Annotated in this window: 22 protein-coding genes and 1 pseudogene; 9 read left to right on the top strand and 14 right to left on the bottom strand. The window is 67.4% G+C overall.

Annotated elements, in window-relative coordinates; translation table 11 throughout:
• Positions 1–100: 100 nt before the first annotated feature.
• From hisS to AB0M22_RS26085, 3 genes are all read left to right on the top strand, one after another.
• Positions 101–1,372 (top strand): histidine--tRNA ligase, encoded by a 1,272-nt coding sequence (gene hisS, locus AB0M22_RS26095; RefSeq protein ID WP_364731800.1) that lies wholly within the window; start codon positions 101–103, stop codon positions 1,370–1,372.
• A 126-nt stretch (positions 1,373–1,498) separates the two neighbouring features.
• Positions 1,499–2,143: a hypothetical protein gene (locus AB0M22_RS26090; RefSeq protein WP_364731798.1), complete on the top strand. Its 645-nt coding sequence runs from the start codon at positions 1,499–1,501 to the stop codon at positions 2,141–2,143.
• Positions 2,144–2,304: 161 nt separating this feature from the next.
• Positions 2,305–3,312, top strand: coding sequence for a malate dehydrogenase (locus AB0M22_RS26085; protein ID WP_364731796.1), 1,008 nt, complete (start codon positions 2,305–2,307; stop codon positions 3,310–3,312).
• Positions 3,313–3,352: 40 nt separating this feature from the next.
• On the opposite strand, the gene AB0M22_RS26080 is transcribed toward AB0M22_RS26085, so the two are convergent.
• From AB0M22_RS26080 to AB0M22_RS26065, 4 genes and pseudogenes are all read right to left on the bottom strand, one after another.
• Positions 3,353–4,438 carry a 2-oxoacid:ferredoxin oxidoreductase subunit beta gene (locus AB0M22_RS26080; RefSeq protein WP_364731794.1) on the bottom strand — a complete coding sequence of 362 codons (1,086 nt, stop codon included), beginning with the start codon at positions 4,436–4,438 and terminating at the stop codon, positions 3,353–3,355.
• Positions 4,435–6,387: a 2-oxoacid:acceptor oxidoreductase subunit alpha gene (locus tag AB0M22_RS26075; RefSeq protein ID WP_364731791.1), complete on the bottom strand. Its 1,953-nt coding sequence runs from the start codon at positions 6,385–6,387 to the stop codon at positions 4,435–4,437. Before AB0M22_RS26075 ends, AB0M22_RS26080 begins: the two co-directional genes overlap by 4 nt.
• 128 nt (positions 6,388–6,515) lie before the next feature.
• The gene (locus AB0M22_RS26070) at positions 6,516–7,532 is read right to left on the bottom strand and encodes an Rv2578c family radical SAM protein (protein ID WP_364731788.1); all 1,017 of its coding nucleotides are present in this window, start codon (positions 7,530–7,532) and stop codon (positions 6,516–6,518) included.
• 144 nt (positions 7,533–7,676) lie between these two features.
• Positions 7,677–8,042 (bottom strand): annotated as a pseudogene (locus AB0M22_RS26065) (LysR substrate-binding domain-containing protein); the annotation flags it as partial.
• Between the two features lie 12 nt (positions 8,043–8,054).
• Here AB0M22_RS26065 and AB0M22_RS26060 point away from each other — a divergent pair.
• Together AB0M22_RS26060 and AB0M22_RS26055 are read left to right on the top strand one after the other, a co-directional pair.
• Positions 8,055–8,417: a CocE/NonD family hydrolase C-terminal non-catalytic domain-containing protein gene (locus AB0M22_RS26060; protein WP_364731785.1), complete on the top strand. Its 363-nt coding sequence runs from the start codon at positions 8,055–8,057 to the stop codon at positions 8,415–8,417.
• A gap of 10 nt (positions 8,418–8,427) precedes the next feature.
• Positions 8,428–8,745, top strand: coding sequence for a hypothetical protein (locus AB0M22_RS26055; protein WP_364731783.1), 318 nt, complete (start codon positions 8,428–8,430; stop codon positions 8,743–8,745).
• A 19-nt stretch (positions 8,746–8,764) separates the two neighbouring features.
• On the opposite strand, the gene AB0M22_RS26050 is transcribed toward AB0M22_RS26055, so the two are convergent.
• From AB0M22_RS26050 to AB0M22_RS26020, 7 genes are all read right to left on the bottom strand, one after another.
• A complete protein-coding gene (locus AB0M22_RS26050) occupies positions 8,765–9,826 on the bottom strand; it encodes a helix-turn-helix domain-containing protein (RefSeq protein WP_364731780.1) in 1,062 nt (353 codons plus the stop codon).
• A 23-nt stretch (positions 9,827–9,849) separates the two neighbouring features.
• Positions 9,850–10,242, bottom strand: coding sequence for a nuclear transport factor 2 family protein (locus AB0M22_RS26045; protein ID WP_364731777.1), 393 nt, complete (start codon positions 10,240–10,242; stop codon positions 9,850–9,852).
• Positions 10,243–10,368: 126 nt separating this feature from the next.
• Positions 10,369–10,953, bottom strand: coding sequence for an XRE family transcriptional regulator (locus AB0M22_RS26040; protein WP_364731774.1), 585 nt, complete (start codon positions 10,951–10,953; stop codon positions 10,369–10,371).
• Between the two features lie 52 nt (positions 10,954–11,005).
• A complete protein-coding gene (locus AB0M22_RS26035) occupies positions 11,006–11,893 on the bottom strand; it encodes an alpha/beta fold hydrolase (protein WP_364731772.1) in 888 nt (295 codons plus the stop codon).
• 95 nt (positions 11,894–11,988) lie between these two features.
• On the bottom strand, positions 11,989–12,555 hold the full coding sequence (locus tag AB0M22_RS26030; protein WP_364731769.1) for a PadR family transcriptional regulator: 567 nt from the start codon (positions 12,553–12,555) through the stop codon (positions 11,989–11,991).
• 9 nt (positions 12,556–12,564) lie between these two features.
• Positions 12,565–13,284, bottom strand: a complete 720-nt coding sequence (locus AB0M22_RS26025) for a VOC family protein (RefSeq protein ID WP_364731767.1) — start codon at positions 13,282–13,284, stop codon at positions 12,565–12,567.
• Positions 13,285–13,396: 112 nt separating this feature from the next.
• A complete protein-coding gene (locus tag AB0M22_RS26020) occupies positions 13,397–14,398 on the bottom strand; it encodes an NAD-dependent epimerase/dehydratase family protein (RefSeq protein WP_364731765.1) in 1,002 nt (333 codons plus the stop codon).
• A gap of 130 nt (positions 14,399–14,528) precedes the next feature.
• On the opposite strand from AB0M22_RS26020, the gene AB0M22_RS26015 reads away from it, so the two are divergent.
• Positions 14,529–14,960 carry a type VII secretion target gene (locus AB0M22_RS26015; RefSeq protein WP_364731762.1) on the top strand — a complete coding sequence of 144 codons (432 nt, stop codon included), beginning with the start codon at positions 14,529–14,531 and terminating at the stop codon, positions 14,958–14,960.
• Positions 14,957–16,612: a hypothetical protein gene (locus tag AB0M22_RS26010; protein WP_364731760.1), complete on the top strand. Its 1,656-nt coding sequence runs from the start codon at positions 14,957–14,959 to the stop codon at positions 16,610–16,612. The genes AB0M22_RS26015 and AB0M22_RS26010 overlap by 4 nt, the downstream gene beginning before the upstream one ends.
• 1,540 nt (positions 16,613–18,152) lie before the next feature.
• Here AB0M22_RS26010 and AB0M22_RS26005 read toward each other — a convergent pair.
• Positions 18,153–18,641 carry a hypothetical protein gene (locus tag AB0M22_RS26005; protein ID WP_364731758.1) on the bottom strand — a complete coding sequence of 163 codons (489 nt, stop codon included), beginning with the start codon at positions 18,639–18,641 and terminating at the stop codon, positions 18,153–18,155.
• 246 nt (positions 18,642–18,887) lie between these two features.
• Entirely contained in the window at positions 18,888–19,814 is a 927-nt protein-coding gene (locus tag AB0M22_RS26000) for a neutral zinc metallopeptidase (protein WP_364731755.1), read from the bottom strand.
• Between the two features lie 161 nt (positions 19,815–19,975).
• On the opposite strand from AB0M22_RS26000, the gene aspS reads away from it, so the two are divergent.
• Together aspS and AB0M22_RS25990 are read left to right on the top strand one after the other, a co-directional pair.
• Positions 19,976–21,772, top strand: coding sequence for an aspartate--tRNA ligase (gene aspS / locus AB0M22_RS25995; RefSeq protein ID WP_364731753.1), 1,797 nt, complete (start codon positions 19,976–19,978; stop codon positions 21,770–21,772).
• A gap of 75 nt (positions 21,773–21,847) precedes the next feature.
• Positions 21,848–22,816: a DUF389 domain-containing protein gene (locus AB0M22_RS25990; RefSeq protein ID WP_364731750.1), complete on the top strand. Its 969-nt coding sequence runs from the start codon at positions 21,848–21,850 to the stop codon at positions 22,814–22,816.
• A 6-nt stretch (positions 22,817–22,822) separates the two neighbouring features.
• On the opposite strand, the gene AB0M22_RS25985 is transcribed toward AB0M22_RS25990, so the two are convergent.
• Entirely contained in the window at positions 22,823–23,536 is a 714-nt protein-coding gene (locus AB0M22_RS25985; RefSeq protein ID WP_364731747.1) for a hypothetical protein, read from the bottom strand.
• Positions 23,537–23,887: the final 351 nt, after the last annotated feature.

Raw genomic sequence — 23,887 nt, 5'->3', positions numbered from 1 at the left:
GTGACCGGAATCGCGCATAACGGGCAGGAACCGGCCCAGGACGGGAGGTCGGCGTAACCGGTTGGACTTGCGGGGGCGTGGTGGTGAAAACTGGACCACCGTGACCAAGACCAGCAGCTTTTCCGCCCCGAAGGGGGTTCCGGACTACGTCCCGCCCGGCTCGGCCGAATTCGTCGCGGTGCGTGACGGACTGATCCGCGCCGCCCGACTGGCCGGATACGGACATATCGAGCTGCCGGTTTTCGAGGACACCGGGCTGTTCGCCCGCGGCGTCGGCGAGTCGACCGACGTGGTCAGCAAGGAGATGTACACCTTCCCCGATCGCGGCGACCGCAGCGTCACGCTGCGCCCCGAGGGGACCGCCGGGGTGATGCGGGCCGTCATCGAGCACGGGCTCGATCGCGGGCAGCTTCCGGTGAAGTTGGTCTACAACGGGCCGTTCTTCCGTTACGAGCGGCCTCAGGCCGGTCGGTACCGGCAGCTACAGCAGGTCGGCATCGAGGCGATCGGCGTGGACGACCCCGCGCTGGACGCCGAGGTGATCGCGATCGCCGACGCCGGGTTCCGCGGGCTCGGGCTGGAGGGGTTCCGGTTGGAGCTGACCTCGCTCGGCGACGACACCTGCCGGCCGCAGTATCGGGAACTGTTGCAGGAGTTCCTGTTCAAGCTGCCGCTCGACGAGGACACCAAGCGGCGGGCCGAGATCAATCCGCTGCGCGTGCTCGACGACAAGCGGGCCGAGGTGCGCGAGCTGACCGCGGACGCGCCGCTGATGATCGATCACCTCTCCGAATCGGCGAAGACGCACTTCGAGCAGGTGCTCGGATACCTGGACGCGCTGGGCGTGCCGTACGTGGTGAATCCGCGGATGGTGCGCGGGCTCGACTATTACACCAAGACCACGTTCGAGTTCGTGCACGACGGGCTCGGCGCGCAGTCCGGCATCGGTGGCGGTGGGCGCTACGACGGGCTGATGGCGCAGCTGGGCGGACAACCGTTGTCCGGCATCGGATTCGGGCTCGGGGTCGACCGGACGGTGCTCGCGTTGCAGGCCGAAGGAAAGACGGCGGGCGAGGCCGCGCGCTGTGCGGTGTTCGGGGTGCCGCTCGGCGATGCGGCCAAGCAGCGGCTCGTGGTGCTCGCGGCGCAGTTGCGGGCGGCGGGGATCAGCGTCGATCTGGCCTACGGCGGACGCGGGGTGAAGGGCGCGATGAAGGCGGCCGACCGGTCCGGTGCGAAGTTCACCCTGGTGCTCGGGGATCGCGATCTTACCGAGGAGACAATAGGTTTGAAGGAAATGGCAACCGGGGAACAGCGCCAGATCCCGATCGGTGACGCGGTTGCCGCGATTCGCGCGGCGCTCGGCGTTTAAGGGCCGTTTGTTGCGGCGGCAATACGGAACGGCGGCAACGTCTCCGAAGGGGGTACCGGAGTCCGGGTGTGGGGGTAACGTGACTGCGCGCACTAGGTGGCGCGGGAGTCGCGGAGAGGTGGGCCTGTGTCGAATTCCGGTGAGCAGCACACGGATCCGCCCGTAGGACTGGACCTGGTCGCGCCCGAGATGTACGCGCCGATGCTGCGTCGGCTGGCGCTGGCCGCGGCCGGGATCGGGATCGGCTCCGCGTTGCTCGCCGCGACCGTGGTCAGCTGGCCGATCGCGGTGGCCATCGGCGTGGTGGTCGGCGCGCCGACCGTCGGTTACGCGTTTGCCCTGCGCCGGCGGCGAATGTGGATGGCGGGCAACATGATCCACGCGCGCCGCGTGTTCGGCGAGCGGCAGGTGGAGGTGTCCGCGGCGACCGGTGTCGAGGTCCTCATCTTCCCCGCCCGGCTCAGCCGGATCGTCCTGCGCGTCACCGCGGGTGAGATCTCCCAGATCATCCCGCTCGCCATGTACACCGACGCGGGCAGCGGCCGCGAAATGCACCTACTCGGTCTTCGCCGCCTGGCCGACGCCCTCGCCACCAGCCAACTGGCCGCCGCGGTGTCGGTCTCCGCCCTCCTCGTCCACCAACTCCGCGCCGAAGCCCGCGACGCCGGCCTGCCCGACAGCCCCCTCTACCGTGCCGTCCAAATGGCCCGCACCAAAGACGCCATCTCCCCGGTAGTCCTCACCGACCGAGAAGTAGCCGCCCTCACCTGAGTGCCCGTTGTCGGTCGCCTCTGGTGAATTCGCCCGCGCATTTGCGCGCGTGGAAGGGTGTGCGCGGCGGTGACTGTCGTGTTGCTCACCGTGTGGTTTCGGGTGCGGCGTGAGTCGTTAGGGTGAAAGTCGAGAGCCCGTCTACTGCTGAGGAGTTAGTCGTGAGCACCGCTCGGACCGCGCCTGTGACCGTTGCCGTGACCGGAGGGGCGGGGCAGATCGCCTATGGGCTGCTGTTCCGGATCGCGTCCGGGGCGATGCTCGGTGCGGACACGCCGGTGCGGTTGCGGTTGCTGGAGATTCCGGCGGCGGTGGCGTCGCTGGAGGGCGTGGCGATGGAGTTGGAGGACGGGGCGTTTCCGCTGCTGGAGTCCATCGACATCAGTGACGATCCGTGGGTGGGGTTTTCCGGCGCGAATGTCGCGGTGCTGGTCGGCGCGCGCCCGCGCACGGCGGGGATGGAGCGGTCGGATCTGCTGGCCGCCAACGGCACGATCTTCACCGAGCAGGGCGCCGCGATCAACGCGAGTGCCGCCGATGATGTGAAGGTGCTCGTGGTCGGCAATCCGGCCAATACGAACGCGTTCATCGCGATGAACAACGCGCCCGACGTCCCGGCCGAACGGTTCACCGCGATGACCCGCCTCGACCACAATCGCGCGATCGCGCAGCTGGCGAAGAAGACCGGCGCGCCCGCCGCCGACATCGCCCGAGTTGCCATCTGGGGCAACCACTCCGCGACCCAATTCCCGGACCTCGCGCACGCGACCATCGCCGGCCGACCGGCCCTCGACCGCATCGACGACCCCGCCTGGCTGACCGACGACTTCATCCCCACCGTCCAACAGCGCGGCACCGCTATCATCCAGGCCCGCGGCGCCTCCTCCGCCGCCAGCGCGGCCAGCGCCGCCCTCGACCACATCCACGACTGGGTCCGCGGCACCGCCCCCGGCGACTGGGTCTCCATGGCTGTCCCCTCCGACGGCTCCTACGGCGTCCCCAAGGGCCTGATCAGCTCCTTCCCCGTAACCTGCGCCAACGGCACCTACACCATCGTCCCCGACCTCTCGATCGACGACTTCGCCCGCACCCGCATAGACGCCACCGTCACCGAACTGACCCAAGAACGCGACGCCGTAATCGATCTCGGCTTCGCCAAGCGCGCCTGAGCTCCCACCGAACGGGACATGCCCACAGTGGCTGGGGGATTCAGTCCTGGCTGATGGTCCAGGTTTCTTGGCCGGTGAGTAGGGACTGGAGGGAGTTCTGGTCGACTGGCTTGCGTTCCAGGGCGGTCGTTGTCTGGGCTCGTACTCCGTCGTCGTACGTCGGGCGGGTGACGCTGCGGAAGATGCCGGTTACTACGTGGTTCAGAGCCTGGTCGGAGAGGCGGGAGAGGGCGTAGGCGTATTCGGGGTTGTCGGTGTGGGCGTCGTGGGTGACTATGTCGGACTCGGGGACGGTGTCGGCGGGGACCACCTCCAGGCCGAAACCGCTTTGGACGACGGCGAATTCGTTGTCGGCTCCGAAGCGGATGGGTTGGCCGTGGTGCAGGGGTACGAGGTGGGCGGCGGCGTTGTCGCGGCGCAGGGCGTCGAAGGAGCCGTCGTTGAAGATCGGGCAGTCCTGCAGGATTTCGACGAACGAGGTGCCGCGGTGTTCGGCGGCGGCGCGCAAGACCTCGGTCAAGCCGGCCCGGTCGGAGTCCAAAGCCCGTGCGGCGAAGGTGGCTTCGGCGCCGAGCGCGATGGACAGCGTGTTGAACGGGTGGTCCACCGAACCCATCGGGGTCGACTTGGTGACCTTGCCTTCCTCGGAGGTCGGCGAGTACTGCCCCTTGGTCAGCCCGTAGATCCGGTTGTTGAACAGCAGGATCGTCATATTCACATTGCGGCGCAGCGCGTGGATCAGATGGTTGCCGCCGATGGACAGCGCGTCGCCGTCCCCGGTCACCACCCAGACCGACAGGTCGGGCCGGGTCACCGCGAGCCCGGTGGCGATGGCGGGCGCGCGGCCGTGGATGGAGTGGATGCCGTACGCCTCGAGGTAATACGGGAAGCGGCTCGAGCAGCCGATCCCGGAGACGAACATCAGGTTCTCCCTGCGCAATCCGAGCTCGGCGAGGAACCCGCGCACGGTCGCCAGGATCACGTAGTCACCGCAGCCGGGGCACCAGCGCACCTCCTGATCGGTGGTGAAGTCCTTCACCTTCTGCGGCCCGTCCGCGGCCGGCACCCCGGACAGTCCGGTCAGGCCGAGATCGGTGCCGACGAGCGAGGTTTCCACGATGGTCATTCGGTACCCCCAGTGGTGACGTATGTGGCCCGCGCTCGGGCGGCGAAGGCCTTGTCCTGTTCCAGCTCCTCGATCGAGCCGTCCAACGCGGCGTCGATCACCCCGACGAGTTCCTGCGCGGAGAACGCGGTGCCCGCGATCTTCGTCCACGGCCGCACATCGACCAGGTACTTCCCGCGCAACAGCAGCGCGAGCTGGCCGCCGTTCATCTCCGGCGCGACCACCGTGCGATAGCGGCGCAACACCGCACCGAGGTTGGCGGGCAACGGATTCAGATGCCGCAGATGCGCCTGCGCGACCGGCACCCCGCGGCGGCGCGCCCGCCGGCACGCCTCACCGATCGGGCCGTACGAACTGCCCCAGCCGATGATCAGCAGCTCGGCCCGCCCGTCCGGATCGTCGACCTCGAGGTCGGGCACGCTGATCCCGTCGATCTTGGCCTGCCGCAACCGGACCATCAGTTCATGATTGGCCGGTTCGTAGGAGATGTTGCCGCTGCCGTCGGCTTTCTCCAGCCCGCCGATCCGGTGCGCGCGCCCCTTGGTGCCCGGCACGGCGAGCGGCCTGGCCAGGGTCTCCGGATCGCGGGCGTACGGCTGGAACGGGTCCGCGTCGTCGCCGCCGGGTTCGAACGCGGGCTCGATCGGCGCGAGGTCGGCGACCTGCGGAATCGACCACGGCTCCGAACCATTCGCGATCGAACCGTCGGATAGCAGCAGCACCGGCGTGCGATAGGTGAGCGCGATCCGGGCCGCCTCGACCGCGGTGGCGAAGCAGTCGGCGGGGGAGCGCGGCGCGAGCACGGCGACCGGCGATTCGCCGTTGCGCCCGTACAGCGCCTGCAACAGATCGGCCTGCTCGGTCTTGGTGGGCAGACCGGTGGACGGACCGCCGCGTTGCACGTCGATCACCAGCAGCGGCAGCTCGGTCATCACCGCGAGGCCGATGGTTTCGCTCTTCAGCGCGAGACCGGGCCCGGACGTGCTGGTGACGCCGAGCGCCCCGCCGAGCGAAGCGCCCAGTGCCGCACCGATTCCCGCGATCTCGTCCTCGGCCTGGAAGGTGGTGACGCCGAAGTTCTTGTGCTTGCTCAGCTCGTGCAGGATGTCCGAGGCCGGGGTGATCGGGTAGGTGCCGAGGAACACCGGCAGGTCGGCGAGCTGACCCGCCGTGACCAGCCCGTAGGCGAGCGCGCTGTTCCCGGTGATCTGCCGGTAGGTGCCCGGCGGCAGCTTTGCCGGCGCGATTTCGTAAGTGGTGGCGAAACTTTCGGTGGTCTCGCCGTAGTTCCAGCCGGCCCGGAACGCCAGCACGTTGGCCTCGGCGATGTCCGGCTTGGCCGCGAACTTCTCCCGCATGAACTTCTCGGTGCCGCCGATCGGCCGCCCGTACATCCAGGACAGCAGGCCCAGCGCGAACATGTTCTTCGCCCGCTGGCCGTCCTTCTTGCCGACGCCGGTGGATTCGGTCGCGCCCATGGTGAGCGAGGTCATCTGGACGCGGTGCAGCACGAAATCCGACAGCGTGCCGTCGTCGAGCGGGTCGGCGGAGTAGCCGACCTTGGTCAGATTGCGCTTGGTGAACTCGTCGGTGTTCACGATGATCGTGGCGCCGCGCGGCAGGTCCTCCAGATTCGCCTTGAGCGCGGCCGGATTCATCGCGACCAGCACGTCGGGCTGATCGCCCGCGGTGAGGATGTCGTAGTCGGCGATTTGGATCTGGAACGACGAAACACCAGGCAGGGTGCCCTGTGGCGCGCGGATCTCGGCGGGGAAGTTGGGTTGGGTGGCCAGGTCGTTGCCGAACGCGGCGGCCTCGTGGGTGAACCGATCACCCGTCAGCTGCATGCCGTCGCCGGAGTCTCCGGCGAACCGAATGACTACCTTTTCCAATTTCGCTGCGTCGGTACCGTTTTGGGCCGAACCGACATCGTTGTGGTGCGAAACCATCTGCCTGCTTCACTTCCTCGTCGATGAGAGGGGTGCCATTCGCCAACCTACTCCGCACCGCGCGGTGCGTCCGCCCGATATGCGAGGTTTACCGGTACTGCATGCAGTTTCAACCAGGGCTCTAGGCGTCAGCCGAACAATGCCAGCTGTGGGTCGGCCGCGTGTGGACTTTCCGGTGGTGTCTCCGGTTCGGCCGGTATTTCCCGCTTCAGGGCGTGTCGCTCGAGCAGCGGATCGAGGCGGCCGCGCAGCCAGGTGGAGTACTCCGGCGTCACATAAGCGCCACGGCCGTACAACTGCCGATAACGCCGGACCAGCGCCGGATGCTGCTCGGCCAGCCAGCCCAGGAACCAGCCGCGGGTGCTGCCGCGCAGGTGCATCGGGAAGGCGACGGCCGAGTGCGCGCCGGCCTCGGCGATCGCGCCGAACAGTTCGTCCAGGTGGGCTTTACCGTCGGTGAGATACGGAATCACCGGCGCCACCATGACATTCACGTCGAAGCCCGCGTCGGTGAGCGCGCGCACCATGTCCAACCGAGCCTTCGGCGAGGGGGTGCCGGTTTCGAGGCTGCGGTGCAGATCTACATCGAAGATCGCGATCGACACCGCGACGCTCACCCGTACTTCACGCGCGGCGAGGGTGAGCAGTGGCAGGTCCCGGCGCAGCAGGGTGCCTTTGGTCAGGATGGAGAACGGGGTGCCCGAATCGGCCAGCGCGCGAATGATGCCGGGCATCAACCGGTATCGCCCCTCGGCGCGCTGGTAGGGGTCGGTGTTGGTGCCGAGCGCGACCGGTTCCCGATGCCAGGAGCGCCGGTGCAGTTCCTTGCGCAGCACGGCGGCGATGTTCGTCTTCACCACGATCTGCGAATCGAAGTCCTTGCCCGCGTCCAGATCCAGGTATTCGTGGGTCGGGCGGGCGAAGCAATAGCGGCAGGCGTGCGAGCAGCCGCGCATCGGATTGATCGTCCAGCCGAACGGCAGGCCGGAGCTCTCCGGCAGCTTGTTCAGCGCGCTCTTGCACAGCACCTCGTGGAAGGTGATGCCCTCGAACTCGGGGGTCTGCACGGTGCGCGTCAAACCCGCCCGGGTGAGCCCGGGCAGCGCGCCGTCGTCGGCGTCCAGGGTCTGGCTTTGCCACCGCACCCAATCAGTCGAACATATGTTCGCCTGGTTGGCAATCTTGTGGGTCAGAATTCCGGTGTGGCCGAAGCGGCCCCCCAGCCTGTCCACGATGGCGAGGAACGCCTTCGTAGCGGGGCTCGGGTTCAGGCGGCTCCACAGGATGTGTTCCGTTCGCGTCGGTCCATCGGTGATCTGGATGACCGAGAGTTCGTGGTGGGAAAAGGCGAACTTGGACGGGAGGAGCGTGATGGCCAGATTCTGGCGTACCAAGCCGATCATGAAATCTATCGAGGCGACTTCAAAAGACACGTCGCGATGGATGCAGGCGCGGGTGAAGGCCTGATCGCTCTGCTGCCGGCCGGGCGTTCCAGCGGGGAAATCCGCGAAGATCTCATCGGCCAGATCCAGCAGCCGAACTTCGCGTCGGGACGAGAGCGGATGCTCCCTGCTCACCACGGCAACGTGGCGGTCGGAGTCCAGCAGTCGTGACGCGACTCCGCGCGGCTCGCGGTTCCTGAGGGCGCCGATCAGGGCGACATCGAGTTGGCCCTCCGCGACGGCGGATTCGAGATCATCGCTACGACCAGCGTTCGCTACGACGCGTCGCCCGGGAACACAGGAACCGTCTTCGCCCTGAAGATCGAAGAGGACAGCGAACTCATCGGCTACCTGAAGCTCAAGCTGTGGGTCGAAGCCGACGGCTCCGACGACATGGATCTGACCGTGAGCGTGCTGAAGCTCGACTCCGCGGCGAACCTGGTGATGCGCGATGATACGTCTGGCATTGTCAAGCCGCTCATGGCGACCGGAAAGCTCCGCGTCTCACGTCGCGAACTCGACACCGAGAGGTCGACGGAATCCGAACCTGTTCTGCTGATGAAGGGAGAAGCGACTGACACCCGGTGAGATCGTTCCTGTGGAGCTCGCCATCTGGCCGACCGCCATGAAATTCAACGCCGGTGCGACGTTGCTCCTGTCCGTAGGGCCGCACTACTCACGCGTGATCGACCTCCCGTTCGGCACCGCCTCGATGACTGTGCCGAAGGAGGGCATCACCCTCCGCCCGGGCGACACTGTCGAGATGGTGACGCTGGGATCGTCCAGCGCGGACATCCCCGAGTGGATCGGCGAGCAGGAACCGTCGGCGGCGGAAAACCGGAACATCGGCACCCACATCGTGCATGTCGGCGGCCAGTACGACAGTCACCTGCTCGTTCCGTTGCGGAGGGTCTGAATCAGCAGGCACAGCGTGCCTACGACACTCCCGATTGCGTTGAGTCACTTGCCGGTTGAGCGGTAAGCGGCCTGGCCCGAACCCCTGTCATGTCGTCCGGCCTGTCGTCACGATCAGGTGCGGGTGCGGCGGTTCGGGCGGCGAAGGTGGCGCGGTATTCCGTGGGTGTCACGCCGACGATGCGGCGGAAATGGTGGCGTAGCAGCGGGCCGGTGCTCATTCCGGTCGCGCGGGCGATCTGTTCGACGTCCAGGGTGGTGTCCTCGAGCAGGTGCTGGGCGTGGCGGATGCGTTGCAGGGTGAGCCAGCGGTGCGGGGTGGTGCCGGTTTCGGCGGTGAAACGGCGTAACAGCGTGCGGGTGGACATGCTGGCCCGGCGGGCGAGTTCGGGGACGGTGTGTTCGACGGTCAGGTCGTCGAGGATGTCGTCGAGCACCGGCTGCAGGCTGGTGCCCGCGGTGACCGGTACCGGCTGCTCGACGAACTGGCGCTGTCCGCCCTCGCGATGCGGTGCGACGACCATTCGCCGGGCGATCAGATTCGCTGCGGCGGAACCTATTTCGCGACGGACGAGATGCAGGCAGGCATCGATGCCTGCCGCGGTTCCCGCGCTGGTCACGATCGATCCGTCATCGACGAACAGGACGTCCGGATCGATGTCGGCCTGCGGGAACCGCCGCTGGAAATCCTCGATGTAGCGCCAGTGCGTGGTGCATCGGCGGCCGTCCAGCAAACCAGCAGCACCGAGCAGGTAGGCGCCGCTGCACACCGACAGCAGCGTCGTCTTTCGATTCGCCGCGGCCCGCAGTGCGTCGAGGACGGCCGGTGAATAGTCGCCGCGCACCGCGGCCGCCGGGACGATCACCAGATCGGCGTCGACCAGGCCGGTCAATCCGACCGACGGAACGACCGCGAAACCTTGTGCGCAGTACAAGGGTTCACCGGGGCGTTCGCCGCACACCCGGAAATCGAATGCCGGACCGCCGTCACCCGTCCGGTCCACGCCGAAAACCTCGCAGACCACACCCAGTTCGAACGGGGTGAAATCCTCGACCAGAATGGCGGCGATCGTGCGCAGCATGGGTCAAGGCTAATCTCCTTGCGTTACCGCACGTCCAGGACGGTTTCCTCGCGGTGATAGAGCTTGGCCACGATCATCCAATGCGCTTCGACCAGGAGCAGGTTCAGGTAATCGACCATGATGTTGTCGTTGAGCCGCAGCCGCACCTTGGCCATGGCCATTTCCGGCGAAAGCGTATCGATGGCGAGTACGACATCGTTGCGCGGCGCGCGGTTCTGTTCCGGTGATCGGCGAGCCCGCATCAGCTCGCGGTACTCCTCGCGCGGACGGACCACGACCGCGCCGTCCTGGGCGGAGTAGAGCACGGCCGACGGGTGGAATACCCGGTCGAACAAATCCATGTTCTGCGTGTAGAGCACGTCGAAATAGTCCTGGAGCATTTCTTCGATTGCGGCAGTGGTTTCCGGCTCGGTCATGCTGATCTCCTCATTCTCGGGACATCAGCGATTCTTCGGCAATCACCGTGGGCGGCACCAGTGGCGAAAACGACGCCTGCTGACAAGAAAACGCCACGCGGTCGGGGGATGGCTGCCCCAGGCACGTCAGGTGGTTCGGTAGCGGGCGCGGGTGCGCAGGCGCTTTCCCTGAGGGCCGAGGATGCTGAGGAATTCGACCGGCTTGGTGTCGGCGTTGCCGAACCAGTGCGGCAGTTCGGTGTCGAATTCGGCGACTTCACCCGCGTTGAGGATCAGGTCTTGGTCGCCGAGTACCGCACGGAGCCGGCCGTTGAGGACGTAGAGCCAGTGGTATCCGTCGTGGGAGCGGGGTTCGGGCTCGAGATCGTTCGGCCCGGCAGGCAGGACCTGCTTGAACACCTGGAGTCCGCCGGGGTTGCGGGCCAGCGGGATGACGGTCATTCCGTTGCGGCTGAACGGTTGTGGGTAGACCCGGGGATCGCCGCTGGCCGGGGCGCCGACAAGTTCGTCGAGCGGCATCCGATAGGCCTTCGCCAGCCGCAGTAGCAGGCCGAGGCCGGGGTTGCGCTGCCCGGATTCGAGCCGCGACAGCGTGCTGATCGGAATGGCGGTGGTCTGTGACAGGGCGGTCAGTGTGGTTCCGCTGCTGCGTCTCAACCGGCGTAGTCGTGGCCCCACGGCGGCCAGCACGGTGTCGAACTCATTGCTCATACGGTCACTGTGCCCGGGGTTTGCGGGCGCGGCAAAGTAAGTTTGCCGATCGTCAAGACGCTCGTGCGCCGCTGCCGCCGGCCGCGAAATGCTCGACGAGGAGCCGGCTCACCGGTTCGGGTGCTTCCTCGGGGATCCAGTGCGACACGCCGGGCAGTACCTCGAGCCGGAACGGGCCGTCGGCATAGCGGCGGGTGAGTGTGTGTGCCTTGGCGAGAACCGCGGTATCGCCGTCACTCCACACCTGGAGTACCGGCGCGGTGACCCGGCCGCGCAACATCCGGGACGAGGAGAACAGCATCCCGCGATACCAGTTCAGGCCGCCGCGGGCGATCACTCGGTCGTGTACCCGAGCGCTGTCGCGTTGGGCGACTTCGGCGGACTGGCCGGTGTGCCGCAGCAGGCGGGGAAACAGGCCGGTGCGCACCACCAGTTCGGGGATCACGGGGAGTTGGAAGAAGTACATGTACCAAGACGCCAGTGCCTGCCTGCTCGTCACCATCGATCGGGCGAAGGCGCCGGGATGCGGCACGGACAGCGCCGACAGCGACCGCACCCGGTCGTGTCCGGTGATCGCCGCGGTCCATGCGGCGACCGCGCCCCAGTCGTGGCCGACCAGATGCGTCGGCCGCCCGATCTGGTCGATCATCGACAGCACGTCGGCGGCCAGCGCATCGAGCCGGTACGACCAGCGCCAGCGGGGTGCGGCGGTGGTGCTCGCGCCGCGCAGATCCGGTGCGAAGGTTCGGTATCCGGCCTGATTCAACAGGTCCGCCACCTGGGTCCAGCTGCGTGAATCCTGCGGCCAGCCGTGCAGCAGCAGCACCGGCTCACCGGTGATCGGCCCGGCATCACGAACCGGGAAAGTCAGTCCGGCCCGGCGGAATTCGGTGATTCGACCCGGCTCGCCGGCCTGGTGAGCAGAGATATCGGTCGTCATTGACCATGCACCTCCCGTGCTATGCGACATTGCTCTTGCAGCGTGTCACATCGCGGCAGTTAATGCTACCGAAGGTAACGGATAAATTTTGACGGTCAGGGTTTGTCGTCGGCCATCTCGAAGGCGCCTGCTTCGAGGCGGCGTAGCAGGCGCAGGGTCCACTCGGCGCGGGTATCCGCGGTGTGCAGCCACAGGCCGAGGACCTCGCCGACCGGGCCCCAGGTGTCCAGGTCGGTGCCGGGTGGGAGGTCGACGGTGACGGCTGCTCGCCACACCTCCATGGCGTGGGCGCGTTGCCGGAGCAGGTCGATGGCTTCGGCGCGGGGGAGATCGTCGATGAGGCCGACGGCGGCGGCGAGGATGTCCATTCGCGGGTCGCGCTGCGAGAGGGCGGAGCGGAGCAGGGCGAAGTAGGCTTGGTCGCCGTCGTCGGTGGTCTCGTATTCGATGCGTGGCGGTCCGCCGGTGGAGCTCGGGGTGGTCTCGTGGGCGAGCAGGAGTCCTTCGCCGGCCATGGCTTTGAGCGCGTGGTAGACGGAGCCGGACTTCACGCCTGCCCATTCGTGGGCGCCCCAGGACTCCAGGTCTGCGCGTACCTGGTAACCGTGCGCCCGGTCGTGGCGGCGGACGGCGCCGAGTACCAGTAGGCGAACCGCGGACATAGGGTCCTTTCAGTCGGTGATGATGCGTTGTAGTTCTTCGACATTGGACATGGCGTCGGTCAGCGCGTCGCGGTCGGCCTGGGTCAGCGGGATCGCGCCGATGCGGTCGAGTAGTCGGCGGGCGAGTTCGGGGTCGTTCATGCGTAGGGCCAGTTCGGCGCGGTAGGTGAGCGCGTCGACGAGGTCGATCGTCGTCGCGCTGTGCGACTCGCGTGCCAGACTGCCATCCAGAATCTTGGCACCCTGGGCATTGTCGCCGTGTGAATCGGCCATCACGACCGCGTTGTCGAGGGACTTGCGGAGCCTGCCGCGGTCCGATTCCGCCTCGGGCGGTACCGGCGTCTGGGGGAAGAATCGAATCCAGTTGCCGCCGGGATCGACCACCACGAAGCCGGCCAGGTTGTCCGCGTTCTTTCGCTTACGCGGCCGGGTGATCCGGGGCGTGCCCTTGACCAGCAGCTTGCCGTGCACCGCGCGCATTCCCTCGGCGAACGAGGCGAACAGCGCGCCGGTATCGGGGACGGCCACCAGGCATGTTCCATAGGATTTGGCCGGGTCGAACCCCGGGATGCCACCGAAATGCAGGTTGATGTCCTCGCGGCGCATCGCCAGATACGGGTTCGGGCGCATCTGGTAGTAGGTCTGTTCGAAGCCGAGCATCCGATAGAACTCGGCGACCTCGTCGATCGAATCGCACGGCAGTATCGGCGTCATCACTTCGCCTGCCATCTTGCCCAACCTCTCACTCTCGGCTAGCCAAATTTGGCTAGCTGGTGAAAAAGTAGCACCCGAGAGGCGGCTAGGCAAACTTGGCTAGCCGCGTCGGGTGCTGGTCAGAAGGTCAGGCGATCTGCCGGGTGTCCGGAGTGGCGGGGGTCGGGTCGGCGAAGAAGGCGACCAGGTCGCGGACGGTTTCGTCGGTGGGGCGCGGGCGGTAGTCGAGTTCGCGCTCGGCCTTGCCGTGATCCACTACAGGGGCCGAAATCAGTGCGCCCAGTGCGGCTTTGGAGACAATGTCGGACTTGAGCAGCTTGCCGATCGGCGCGAGGACCGGGATCACGCCGGCCACGAGCTTGGGGGAGATGGAGAATCGCGGGCCGCGCTTGCCGCCGTGATTGGCAGCGAGTCGGCAGAGTTCGAGCATCGAGATCATCTCGCCGCCGAGCAGGTAGTTCTCGCCGGTGCGGCCGCGTTCGGCGGCCAGGATCAGGCCCTGGGCGACGTCGCGCACGTCGACGAGGTCGAAGCCGCCGCCGATCATCGCCGGAATCCGGCCCTGCGCGGCGTCTTTCAGCGTGCGGTTGATGCGCGAGAGCGGCCTGCTGTAGTCGAGGGGGCCGAACACGCCGGTGGGGTTGCAGAGCACCGCGTCCAGGCCCTGGTCGATCACCTTGCGCAGCTCGATCTCGCCCGCCCACTTGGAGCGGTCGTAGACGGGGAGCGCGGAATCGGTCGAGCGCGGGGCGCTCTCATCGATATTGCCGCCGCAGGTGTACTGGTTGAACGCGTGGATCGAGCTGGCGTGCACCATGCGCCGCGCGCCGACCTCGAGCGCGGCCTCGGCGACCACCCGGACGCCCTCGGTGTTCACCTTCCAGGCCAGGTCGTGCTTTTCGGCGAGGGTGATCAGCGCGACCAGGTGATACACGATCTCGGCACCGTCGAGCGCGGCGCGCATCGACGCCGGATCGAGCACGTTTCCGCTCACCCAGGTGACGTTCGGCTCGGCGGCCGTCGGCGGCACGACCCGATCTATGGCGGTGACTTCGTGGCCGCGCGCGACGAGCAGGCGGAGCAGATTCGTGCCAAGGTAGCCGGCTGCGCCGGTCACTGCGACCTTCATGGCATCGAGAATATAGAACTTGTTCTAATTTGCAACACGTTCCAGTTCCTTTCTATTCCCCCTGCCAACCTCGGTATTCCCTCTGTGAACGTCGCGCTGGGCTCGAAAGTTGCCGGTACCGTCCGCTATATTGAGCCCATCCGTAGCGGTCATGCCGTTCGGCAATGGGCAGACGGTGACGACGAAGAAGTTCAACGACACTGATGTGCACGACGATTTGGGGGGCAACTCGATGAGTGATCTCTCGGTAGAGACCGACGCGGTCCGGGCGTTCGCCGCCACGAACGCGGGCATCGCCGGTGATCTTGCGGGGGCAGGTAATTTCGACGCGGTCAAGAACGTCTCGGCACTCGTGCCGGTGTTCGGCTTGATCGGGGCCGATTACCTGGCGATGTTCGCCGCGGCACAGGTGCTGCAGGCCAAGGACATCAACGATCTTTCGGCCAAGTACAACAAGCTTTCCGAGTCGGCGTTCAGCGCCGCCGCGGCGTACGACGCGACCGACTGGTCCAGCGCGGGCGCGCTCAACGCCATCGGCAACCAGATCGGCGGCGCCGTATGAAGCCGCTCGACACCGGGGTGATCGCGCCCGAGGAAATGGCGATGGCGCACTCCGCCGATCAGAACGTGGCGATCGGCCAGCAGGCCGTGCTCGACGCGACGCAGAACTCGGCGGTGCTCGACGTGCCGCTCGGGCAGGTGCCCGAGGATCTGCCGCCGATCGAGCCGCCGGACTTCGTGCTGTCCAAGCGGCTCAGCGAGGACCAGCACAACGCGATGGGCGCGCCGGGGGGCCTGCCTGGTCTGAACGGCAATCCGTCGCCGGACGCGCAGAGCATCTCCGGGGTTCCGTCCGATGTTTCGGCGCTGCTGGGCGATACGCACTCCGCGCTGCAACATGTCGCGGCGCCGGTGAACCAGGCGCTCGACCAGGCGACCGGCGTGCTGAACGGAGCCGTCGGCTCGGCGCCGAGCTCGGTCGCCGCCGCGGTCAGTCAGGCCCAGGCCGCGATCCCGACCTCGTTGCCCGCGCTGCCCGCCGATCCGGTCGCGGCGCTCATGCAGGGCATTTCGGTGCCCGCGCTGCCCGGCGTCGACCTGCTGATGAAGCCGATCCTCGATCTGCTCAGCAGCTTCGGCACCGGCGTCATCGGCGCGCTCGACCCGACGGCCATCCTGAGTTCGTCGTCCAAGATCATCGACATGGCCATGCAGGTGGGCAAGGGCAGCATGACCACCGTCGAGCAGCTGTGGCAGAGCCAGGCCGCGCGCAACGCGCAGGCCACCAGCCAGCAGAACAATGTCGAAGGCCAGGAAACCAGCAAGCGCGGTATCGATATCTCCGACCTCACTCAGAAGGCCGCCGCGGTGGTGCAGCAGGGCAACGCGCAATTGCTCACCGTCGCATCGTCGTTCGCCACCCAGGCGACCGCGATGGCGCCGGTGATCCTGACCCCGCCCGCCCAGGCCACGCTGATGGCCTCGGCGACCGAGCACCTCGGTCAGGCCGTCGGCATCGTCAACGCCACCCGCGGTGATCTGGCCGGCAAGACCGGCGAGCTGAGCGGCATGGTGCAGCAGCTGGTCGCGCCCGGTGGCGGACCCGCGCCGCAGGAGGTCGCGCAGGCGCTGGCGCAGAACGTCGGCCAGCCGATCCTGGAGCAGGCCCAGTCGACCGCGCAGGACACCGCGACCCAGGCCGCGGGCCTCAACTCGTCGACCACCGCGTCGCCGAACTCGACCACCACGGCGTCGGCGCACAACACCGGCAGCCCGAGCACGACCAACCACGGCAGTCCCGTCGGTGTGCCCGGCAGCCCGAGCCGGACCGGCACGGGAAGTCCGAGCCGTACCGGTACCGGCACCCCGAGCATCCCGTCGGTGCCCAAGACGACCGCCCTGCCCGGCACCAGCATGCCGGTCCGCCCGATCAGCGGCGTCCCCGGCAGCACCGCCTTCGGCCCCGGCGCCGGTACGCCGAGCACCACCACCGCGGGTGCCGGCGCAGGCAACAGCTTCATGGGCGGCGGCGCAGGTGCCGCAGGCGCTCAGGGCCGCAACGAAGACGAGCACTCCCGCACCGTGCAGCCCTACCAAAGCGCCACCGGCAACGACGACCTCACCGGCCCCCTCGGCGAGTCCACCCCGGACGTCATCGGCGCCACGCACTCCGACGAGATCGTCAGCTCCGACTACGAACAGGACCAGTTCTAGAAGGTCGTTCAGCGAGCCCGGCCCGAGCAGCGAAGTTCGCTCGGGCCGGGCTTTCTGCTGTTTGTCGCCGCACACCTTTTGACATCCGCACGCGTGTTGGTGCGGCGTGTTGGTGTGCGGGGTGTCAGGAGGTGTGCGGCGGTCGGTGCGGAGCCAGTTCGCCACCATGGGTAGTGCGCGCTCGGCCTCCGGGGAGCGTGTGAATCATTGGGCTGCCTGCGAATTCGTCAGCGTGTTTCTGCGTTCCGGGTAGTCAGGTGCGCGGCATGCGGGTTGCTTCGATGTCGGATGCGGTTCGGGCGAGGAGGGTTTCACGAGTCGGGATGTTTGCTGTGTGCAGCTGCACACCTTTTGACATCCGCACGCGTGTTAGGGCGGCGAGTCGGTGTGCGGGAAATCAGAAGGTGTGCGGCTGCTGGTGCGGTGCTCAGCGCGACCCTGCGTTACCGCGAGCTGGCGCCGCGCGCGAACTGCTCTGCTGTGCACACGAGCTCGGTCTGTGCATCGAATGTTCGCAGCGGCCGGGCCATCTGCTGTTCGGAGCAGCACACCCTTTGACATCCGCACGCGTGTTGGTGCGGCGTGTTGGTGTGCGGGGTGTCAGGAGGTGTGCGGCGGTCGGTGCAGAGCCAGTTCGCCACCATGGGTAGTGCGCGCTCGGCCTACGGGGCTGCGCATGAATTATTGGGCTGCCTGCGAATTCGTCAGCGTGTTTCTGCGTTCGGGTAGTCAGGTGGGCGGCATGCGGGTCGCTTTGATGTCGGATGCGGTTCGGGCGAGGAGGGTTTCATGAGTCGGGATGTTTGCTGTGTGCAGCTGCACACCTTTTGACATCCGCACGCGTGTTAGGGCGGCGAGTCGGTGTGCGGGAAATCAGAAGGTGTGCGGCTGCTAGTGCAGAAGGAGGCCCGTCACCACGGGCGGTGCCGTGCTCGGCCTGCCGTGCCGCGCATGATCGTTGGGCTGCGCACGAAGTGGTCAGCGATTTCATTCGTGCCAGGCGATCAGATGCGCCGCATGGCGGTCGCTTCGGTGCCGGGTTCGGTTCGCAACGAGAGTTATGGGCAGGGTGTCTGTTGTTCGGAGCCGCACACCTTTTGACATCCGCACGCGTGTTGGTGCGGCGTGTTGGTGTGCGGGGTGTCAGAAGGTGTGCGGCGGTCGGGGTGGTGCTCAGCGCGACCCTGGGCCACCACGCGCCGGTGCCGCGCGAACCGCTGTGCTGCGCACGCGAGCCCGCCCTGTGGATCGAATCTGCGCTGCGGCGGGCTTCTGCTGTCCACAGCCGCACCCATTTTGGTATCCGCACGCGTGTTAGGGCGGTGTGTCGGTGTGTCGGTGTGTCGGTGTGTCGGTGTGCGGGGCGCCGGGAGGCGTGCGGCTGCTGTCGTCCGCATTTGCCGGCAACCTGCGGTCCGCAGCCGACGAGTATTGCTGCGGCAGTGGAGCATTCATCGAGGCGAGTCATATGGTCGCTAGTTGATCTTCGACAGCCACCATATGACTCGACTCGATGGTTCTGGCGTGTGGTGCGCGGGCGTCAGAGGTCCTGGACGAATGCGTCGAGGAGTTTGCGGTAGAGGTCGGTGAAGCGTTTGCGGGCGGCCAGTTGTTCCGGGGCGAGGCCCTCGGTGGATTCGGGGGCGTAGACGACCAGGTGGGCGTCTTCCTCGGCGGACTGCGGCATGAGGTCGATGATCTGGCTGCCCTGGTCGGTGATGGTGGGCATGCCGAAATCGACGGTGGCGAGCGCCCTGGTCTCGGTCAGCGCGGCGGCCAGCACCTCGGGCGGAATATGACCATTGATCCGCTTCGGCAGGTTCTCCGGATTCCGTTCCGCGGCAACAGCATCGGGCAGCTTCACCGCATGCCCGTCCCCGGACACCTCCAACTGCGGCCGCAGATCCACCCGCGTCTGCCACCCATTCGGAATGGTGGTCAGCGTCAGCAACGCGATCGGCGAGGAAACCGGCCCGTGCGCGGTCGGTTGATCGGCCGGATCGGCGCTCGCGGTACCTCCGCTAACCATGACCGCCAAAATGGCAACCAGCAGTGCCGTTTTCGTTCGCCGCATCAATCCACTCTCCTGCTATCCGTGCCCACTGCGGCACCAGCGATTCGCCGAATCTCATGGCAGCGCGCCGAACCCGGGATAGGTTCGGCGCGCGGTCATGTCGATTATGGCGCGGTTCGATGACGACCGCGATGGTCGCCGCCGAACAGCGTGGTGCGATCCGGACTGGCGTGCCCGACTAGCGCAGTGCGGCAGCGGGGTTCAGCGCCGCAGGGCGGGTGGGGCGTCGAGGTTCTGGGCGGAGTAGGTGTCGCAGGCCTTGACCTGGCCGGTTTGGTAGCCGGTGAGGAACCATTTCTGTCGTTGCTCGGAGGAACCGTGGGTCCAGGCTTCTGGATTCACCCGGCCTTGCGACGCTTTCTGGATGCGGTCGTCGCCGACCGCGGAGGCGGCGGAGAGGGCGTCGCGGATGTCGTTCTCGGACAACGGCTTCAGGAACGGCTGGCCGCCGCCGGGGGAGGGCGTCTTGTCGGCGAAGTGGGCCCAGATGCCGGCGTAACAGTCGGCTTGCAGTTCGGTGCGCACGGCGCCGGACTCGGGACCGCGCGGATCACGTTGTGCGCGACCGATATCGCCGAGCAGGTTCTGGATGTGATGGCCGATCTCGTGGGCGACCACGTACTCCTGTGCCAGCGGGCCACCGCTGGAACCGAATCGGTCCACCAATTCCTGGAAGAAGGTGACGTCGAAGTAGCCGGTTCGGTCGGGCGGGCAGTAGAACGGCCCGATGTCGCTGGTCGCGTTGCCGCACGCGGTCGAGATGGCGCCGGAGAACAACCGCACGCTGGGTTGGGCGTACTGGCGTCCGGTCTGCTTGTTGAACTCGCCCGACCAGACCGAGTTGAGGCTCTGCGTGGTGAGCGCCACACGGCAGTCGGCGTACTTGTTGGCGTCCGCGCCGGTCTTGCAGTGGGTGGGGGTGCCCTCGGTGGCTTGGGTCTGCTGCTGGTCTTCGCTACCGGTGAGATCGCCGAGCAGGGAGCCGGGGTCGCCGCCGAGCAGTAAGGCCAGCACGAGCACGATGAGTCCGCCCGCTCCGCCGCCCAACGCGATCTTTCCACCCCTGCCGGGACCGCCACCGGAACTGACCGCATCCGGGTCGATCTGCATGCCCTCGTTGAAGGTCATCGTCGTCGCTTTCTGATTGTCGCTACGGCTCGGACATACCCCGCCGCTACAGCTTCGCACGGGTGTGGCGACATCGGTTTCCACTCGGTGGATGTGTCTCACTACGATGGGACCGCACCTGGTCATATCGCGCCGGTGCCGGAGTCGTCGAAAGGAACCTTGTGCTGCGCACCCACTTGGCTGGTTCGCTGCGAAGCGAGCATGCCGGTCAGACCGTGACCCTCACCGGATGGGTGGCCAGGCGGCGTGACCACGGTGGCGTGATCTTCATCGATCTGCGCGACGCGTCGGGAGTGTCGCAGGCGGTGTTCCGCGAGGGCGAGCCGGCCGAGCAGGCGCACCGGCTGCGCGCGGAGTACTGCGTGCGGGTCACCGGCGTGGTGGAGCTGCGACCGGACGGCAACGAGAACCCGGATCTGCCGACCGGCACCATCGAGGTGAACGTCACCGAGCTCGAGGTGCTGAACGAGAGCGCGCCGCTGCCGTTCCAGCTGGACGAGCAGCCCGGCGAAGAGGCCCGGCTGAAGTACCGCTACCTGGACCTGCGCCGCGAGGGCCCGGCGCACGCGATCCGGCTGCGGTCGAAGGCGAACGCCGCGGCCCGCACGGTGCTGGCCAACCATGAGTTCGTCGAGGTGGAGACGCCGACGCTGACCCGCTCGACCCCGGAGGGCGCCCGCGACTTCCTGGTGCCCGCCCGCTTGCAGCCCGGCAGCTTCTACGCGCTGCCGCAGAGCCCGCAGCTGTTCAAGCAGCTGCTGATGGTCGGCGGCATCGAGCGCTACTACCAGATCGCGCGCTGCTACCGCGACGAGGACTTCCGCGCGGACCGCCAGCCGGAGTTCACCCAGCTCGACATCGAGATGAGCTTCGTCCGCCAGGACGATGTGATCCTGCTCGCGGAGCAGATCCTGACCGGGCTGTGGAAGCTGATCGGCTACGACATCCCGACCCCGATCCCGCACATGACCTACGCGGAAGCCATGCGCCGCTTCGGTTCCGACAAGCCGGACCTGCGCTTCGGCATCGAGATCACCGAGTGCGCGGAGTACTTCAAGGACACCCCGTTCCGGGTGTTCCAGGCCGAGTACGTCGGCGCGGTCGTTATGCCGGGCGGCGCGAGCCAGCCGCGGCGCCAGCTCGACGCCTGGCAGGAGTGGGCCAAGCAGCGTGGCGCCAAGGGTCTGGCCTATGTGCTGATCCAAGAGGACGGCACGCTGGGCGGCCCGGTCGCCAAGAACCTGAGCGACGCCGAGCGCGACGGGCTGGCCAAGCACGTGGGCGCGGTGCCGGGCGACTGCGTGTTCTTCGCGGCCGGTCCGGCGAAGGCGCAGCGCGGGCTGCTCGGTGCCGCGCGCGCCGAGATCGCCCGCAAGGTCGGCCTGATCGATGAGAACGCGTGGTCGTTCGTGTGGATCGTGGACGCGCCGATGTTCGAGCCCGCCGCCGAGGCGACCGCGAGCGGCGATGTGGCGCTTGGTCATTCGGCGTGGACGGCGGTGCACCACGCGTTCACCTCACCGAAGCCGGAGTCGGTCGACACGTTCGACACCGACCCGGGTTCGGCGCTCGCCTACGCCTACGACATCGTCTGCAACGGCAACGAGATCGGCGGCGGCAGCATCCGTATCCACCGCCGCGACGTGCAGGAACGCGTGTTCAAGGTGATGGGGATCAGCCAGGAGGAGGCGCAGGAGAAGTTCGGATTCCTGTTGGACGCCTTCGCTTTCGGCGCACCGCCGCACGGCGGCATCGCGTTCGGCTGGGACCGGATCGTCGCGCTGCTGGCCGGGCTGGACTCGATCCGCGAGGTGATCGCGTTCCCGAAGACCGGCGGCGGCGTCGACCCGCTGACCGACGCGCCCGCGCCGATCACCGAGCAGCAGCGCAAGGAGGCCGGCCTGTACCCGAAGCCGGCGTCGAAGGACGACAAGGGCGAGGCGAAGCCGGCCGAATAGCCGGACGAACGGTACCTTTCGGACAGTTCCGATCCGTCGACCCGCGCCGGGCGGCACTGACCACGAGGGGATCCGTTGCTGCATCTGCGCATGATCAGCCCGCCGGACACGACCGGCGCGGTGCTGGCCGTGCTCGCCGCGAACCCAGGGGCCACGCATGTGACCCTGGCTCGCGGCGTCGCGCTGGCGCCCGCCGGTGATCTGATCCAAGCCGACGTCGCGCGTGAGGCGGCCAACGAGATACTCGAGCAGGTGACCGCGCTCGGCATCTGCAAGACCGGCGGCATCACCCTCGGACCGGTCGAGACGGTGCTGTCCGAGGCGGGGGACCGGGCGGTCGAGGCGGCGCCCGGCGACCCGACCGACGCGGTGGTGTGGGACGAACTGCTCGAGCAGGTGCACGAGGAGTCGACGCTCAATTCCAGCTTCCTCGCCTTTCTCGCGATCGCGTGTCTACTGGCCGCCGTCGGTGTTGCCACGGATTCGCCAGTGACCATCGTCGGCGCGATGGTCGTCGGTCCGGAGTTCGGTCCGCTGGCCGCGTTCGCGGTCGGGTTGGTGCGCCGGGACTTTCGGCTCGCGCGGCGGTCGGCGATCGCGCTGGCCGTCGGGTTCCCGGTGGCCATGTTGATCACGCTGGCGGCGACGCTGGTGTGGGAGCAGTTCGGCTGGATCACGTTGAACGGGGTGGAGAGCGTCAAGAATGTCGACTTCATCTATGAGGTCGGCCCGTTCTCGCTGGTCGTCGCCCTGCTGGCGGGGGCTGCGGGCATGCTTTCGGTCGTCACGGCGAAGTCGGCGGCGCTGATCGGGGTGTTCATCTCGGTGACGACCGTGCCCGCGGCCGGATTCGCCGTTGTCGCGGCCACTTTGGGGCAGTGGCATATCGCGTTCATGTCCGCGGGTCAGCTCGCGGTGAACCTGGCCGGGATCATCGTGGCCGGGGTGATCGTGCTCGAACTCCGGCCTCGCGCGGGCAGCGAGGCCGGGCCGGTGTCGCGGTTCAAGCGGTGGATCGGAATGCGTTCGCTCGCGGACAAATAGGACAAATCAGATCGACGAGACTGGTCCTCCGGTCAGGGTGCGGTAGGCGTAGGTGACCGCCATGACCGCGACCGGTCCGGCGACCAGCAGGCCGAGTCCGCACAGCAGGGCTCCGACAAAAGTGACGAAAAGGACAGCGAGCGCGAGCAACAGGACCGGCCACACGTTCGTGACCACCAGGGTCGCGCTGGATTTGAGCGCCTCGAACGGACCTTCGTTCTGATCGACGACGAAGTGCAGCGAGAACATGCACAGGATGCCGATGACCAGTCCGGGCAGGATGCAGACGGCCGCCCCGAGGAAGGTCAGGACGAACGCGAGCAAGGCGGTGATCAGCACATTGCCCGCGTTCACGAAACGGAAGTACGAACCGAAATGCGGTTTGTTGCCGTCGGTTTCGTACAGCGCGCCGCGGACCATCGCGGCCTGGAGCAACCACACGGCGGCCAGTACGGCGAGGAAGATCAGCAGCAGCGGGAGCATCGTCGTCGGGTCGGTGAGTTGCACGACGAGCACGAATCCGAGGTAGATGACCAGGCCGGCGGCGATCACGCCCATCCACGGTCCGGGGTTGCGGCGGAACTTCTCCCACCCGTAACTGAGCGCTTGACCGACATCGAGGGTGCCGGGGGCGGTGGCGGCTTGCTGGTAGCCGTAGGTCGGTTGTCCAGGTTCGGTGTACTGCGGTGAGCCTTGGGGCGGAACCGAACCGTACGGCATGTTTCCTTGTGGCGGCATCGATTCCGGGGGCATGGTGCCTTGCGGCATACCGCCGGTTGTGGCGGGGCCTGTTCCTGGTGGGCCGTAACTGGGCGGAGTGGAGTACCCGGGTTGGGCGGCAGAGCCTGGCTGGCCGGCGTAGTCGGGCTGGGCGGGCGACCCGGGCTGCGCCGAATAACCGGGCTGTGCCGTGGAACCTGGTTGAGGCGAGTAACCAGGTTGGGCCGCGGAGCCAGGCTGCGGCGAGTAGCCGGGCGGAGGTGCGGAGCCGGGCTGCGGCGAGTAGCCGGGTTGGGCCGCGGAACCAGGTTGAGGTGCAGAGCCGGGCTGCGGCGAGTAACCGGGCGGGGG

The sequence above is a fragment of the Nocardia sp. NPDC051756 genome, assembly GCF_040681495.1.
In the GTDB taxonomy this organism is placed as follows: Bacteria; Actinomycetota; Actinomycetes; order Mycobacteriales; family Mycobacteriaceae; genus Nocardia.
Note: the sequence above shows the minus strand (reverse complement) of the source record. Positions and strands in the feature narration are given on the sequence as shown.

Excerpts from the sequence above, each read along its gene's own strand:
- AB0M22_RS26080 (WP_364731794.1), bottom strand. The coding sequence starts at position 4,438 with ATGACCATCGTGGAAACCTCGCTCGTCGGCACCGATCTCGGCCTGACC.
- AB0M22_RS26075 (WP_364731791.1), bottom strand. The coding sequence starts at position 6,387 with ATGGTTTCGCACCACAACGATGTCGGTTCGGCCCAAAACGGTACCGAC.
- AB0M22_RS26050 (WP_364731780.1), bottom strand. The coding sequence starts at position 9,826 with ATGCTGCGCACGATCGCCGCCATTCTGGTCGAGGATTTCACCCCGTTC.
- AB0M22_RS26045 (WP_364731777.1), bottom strand. The coding sequence starts at position 10,242 with ATGACCGAGCCGGAAACCACTGCCGCAATCGAAGAAATGCTCCAGGAC.
- AB0M22_RS26040 (WP_364731774.1), bottom strand. The coding sequence starts at position 10,953 with ATGAGCAATGAGTTCGACACCGTGCTGGCCGCCGTGGGGCCACGACTA.
- AB0M22_RS26035 (WP_364731772.1), bottom strand. The coding sequence starts at position 11,893 with ATGACGACCGATATCTCTGCTCACCAGGCCGGCGAGCCGGGTCGAATC.
- AB0M22_RS26030 (WP_364731769.1), bottom strand. The coding sequence starts at position 12,555 with ATGTCCGCGGTTCGCCTACTGGTACTCGGCGCCGTCCGCCGCCACGAC.
- AB0M22_RS26025 (WP_364731767.1), bottom strand. The coding sequence starts at position 13,284 with ATGGCAGGCGAAGTGATGACGCCGATACTGCCGTGCGATTCGATCGAC.
- AB0M22_RS26020 (WP_364731765.1), bottom strand. The coding sequence starts at position 14,398 with ATGAAGGTCGCAGTGACCGGCGCAGCCGGCTACCTTGGCACGAATCTG.
- AB0M22_RS26010 (WP_364731760.1), top strand. The coding sequence starts at position 14,957 with ATGAAGCCGCTCGACACCGGGGTGATCGCGCCCGAGGAAATGGCGATG.
- AB0M22_RS26005 (WP_364731758.1), bottom strand. The coding sequence starts at position 18,641 with ATGGTTAGCGGAGGTACCGCGAGCGCCGATCCGGCCGATCAACCGACC.
- AB0M22_RS26000 (WP_364731755.1), bottom strand. The coding sequence starts at position 19,814 with ATGACCTTCAACGAGGGCATGCAGATCGACCCGGATGCGGTCAGTTCC.
- AB0M22_RS25985 (WP_364731747.1), bottom strand. The coding sequence starts at position 23,536 with ATGCCGTACGGTTCGGTTCCGCCCCAAGGCTCACCGCAGTACACCGAA.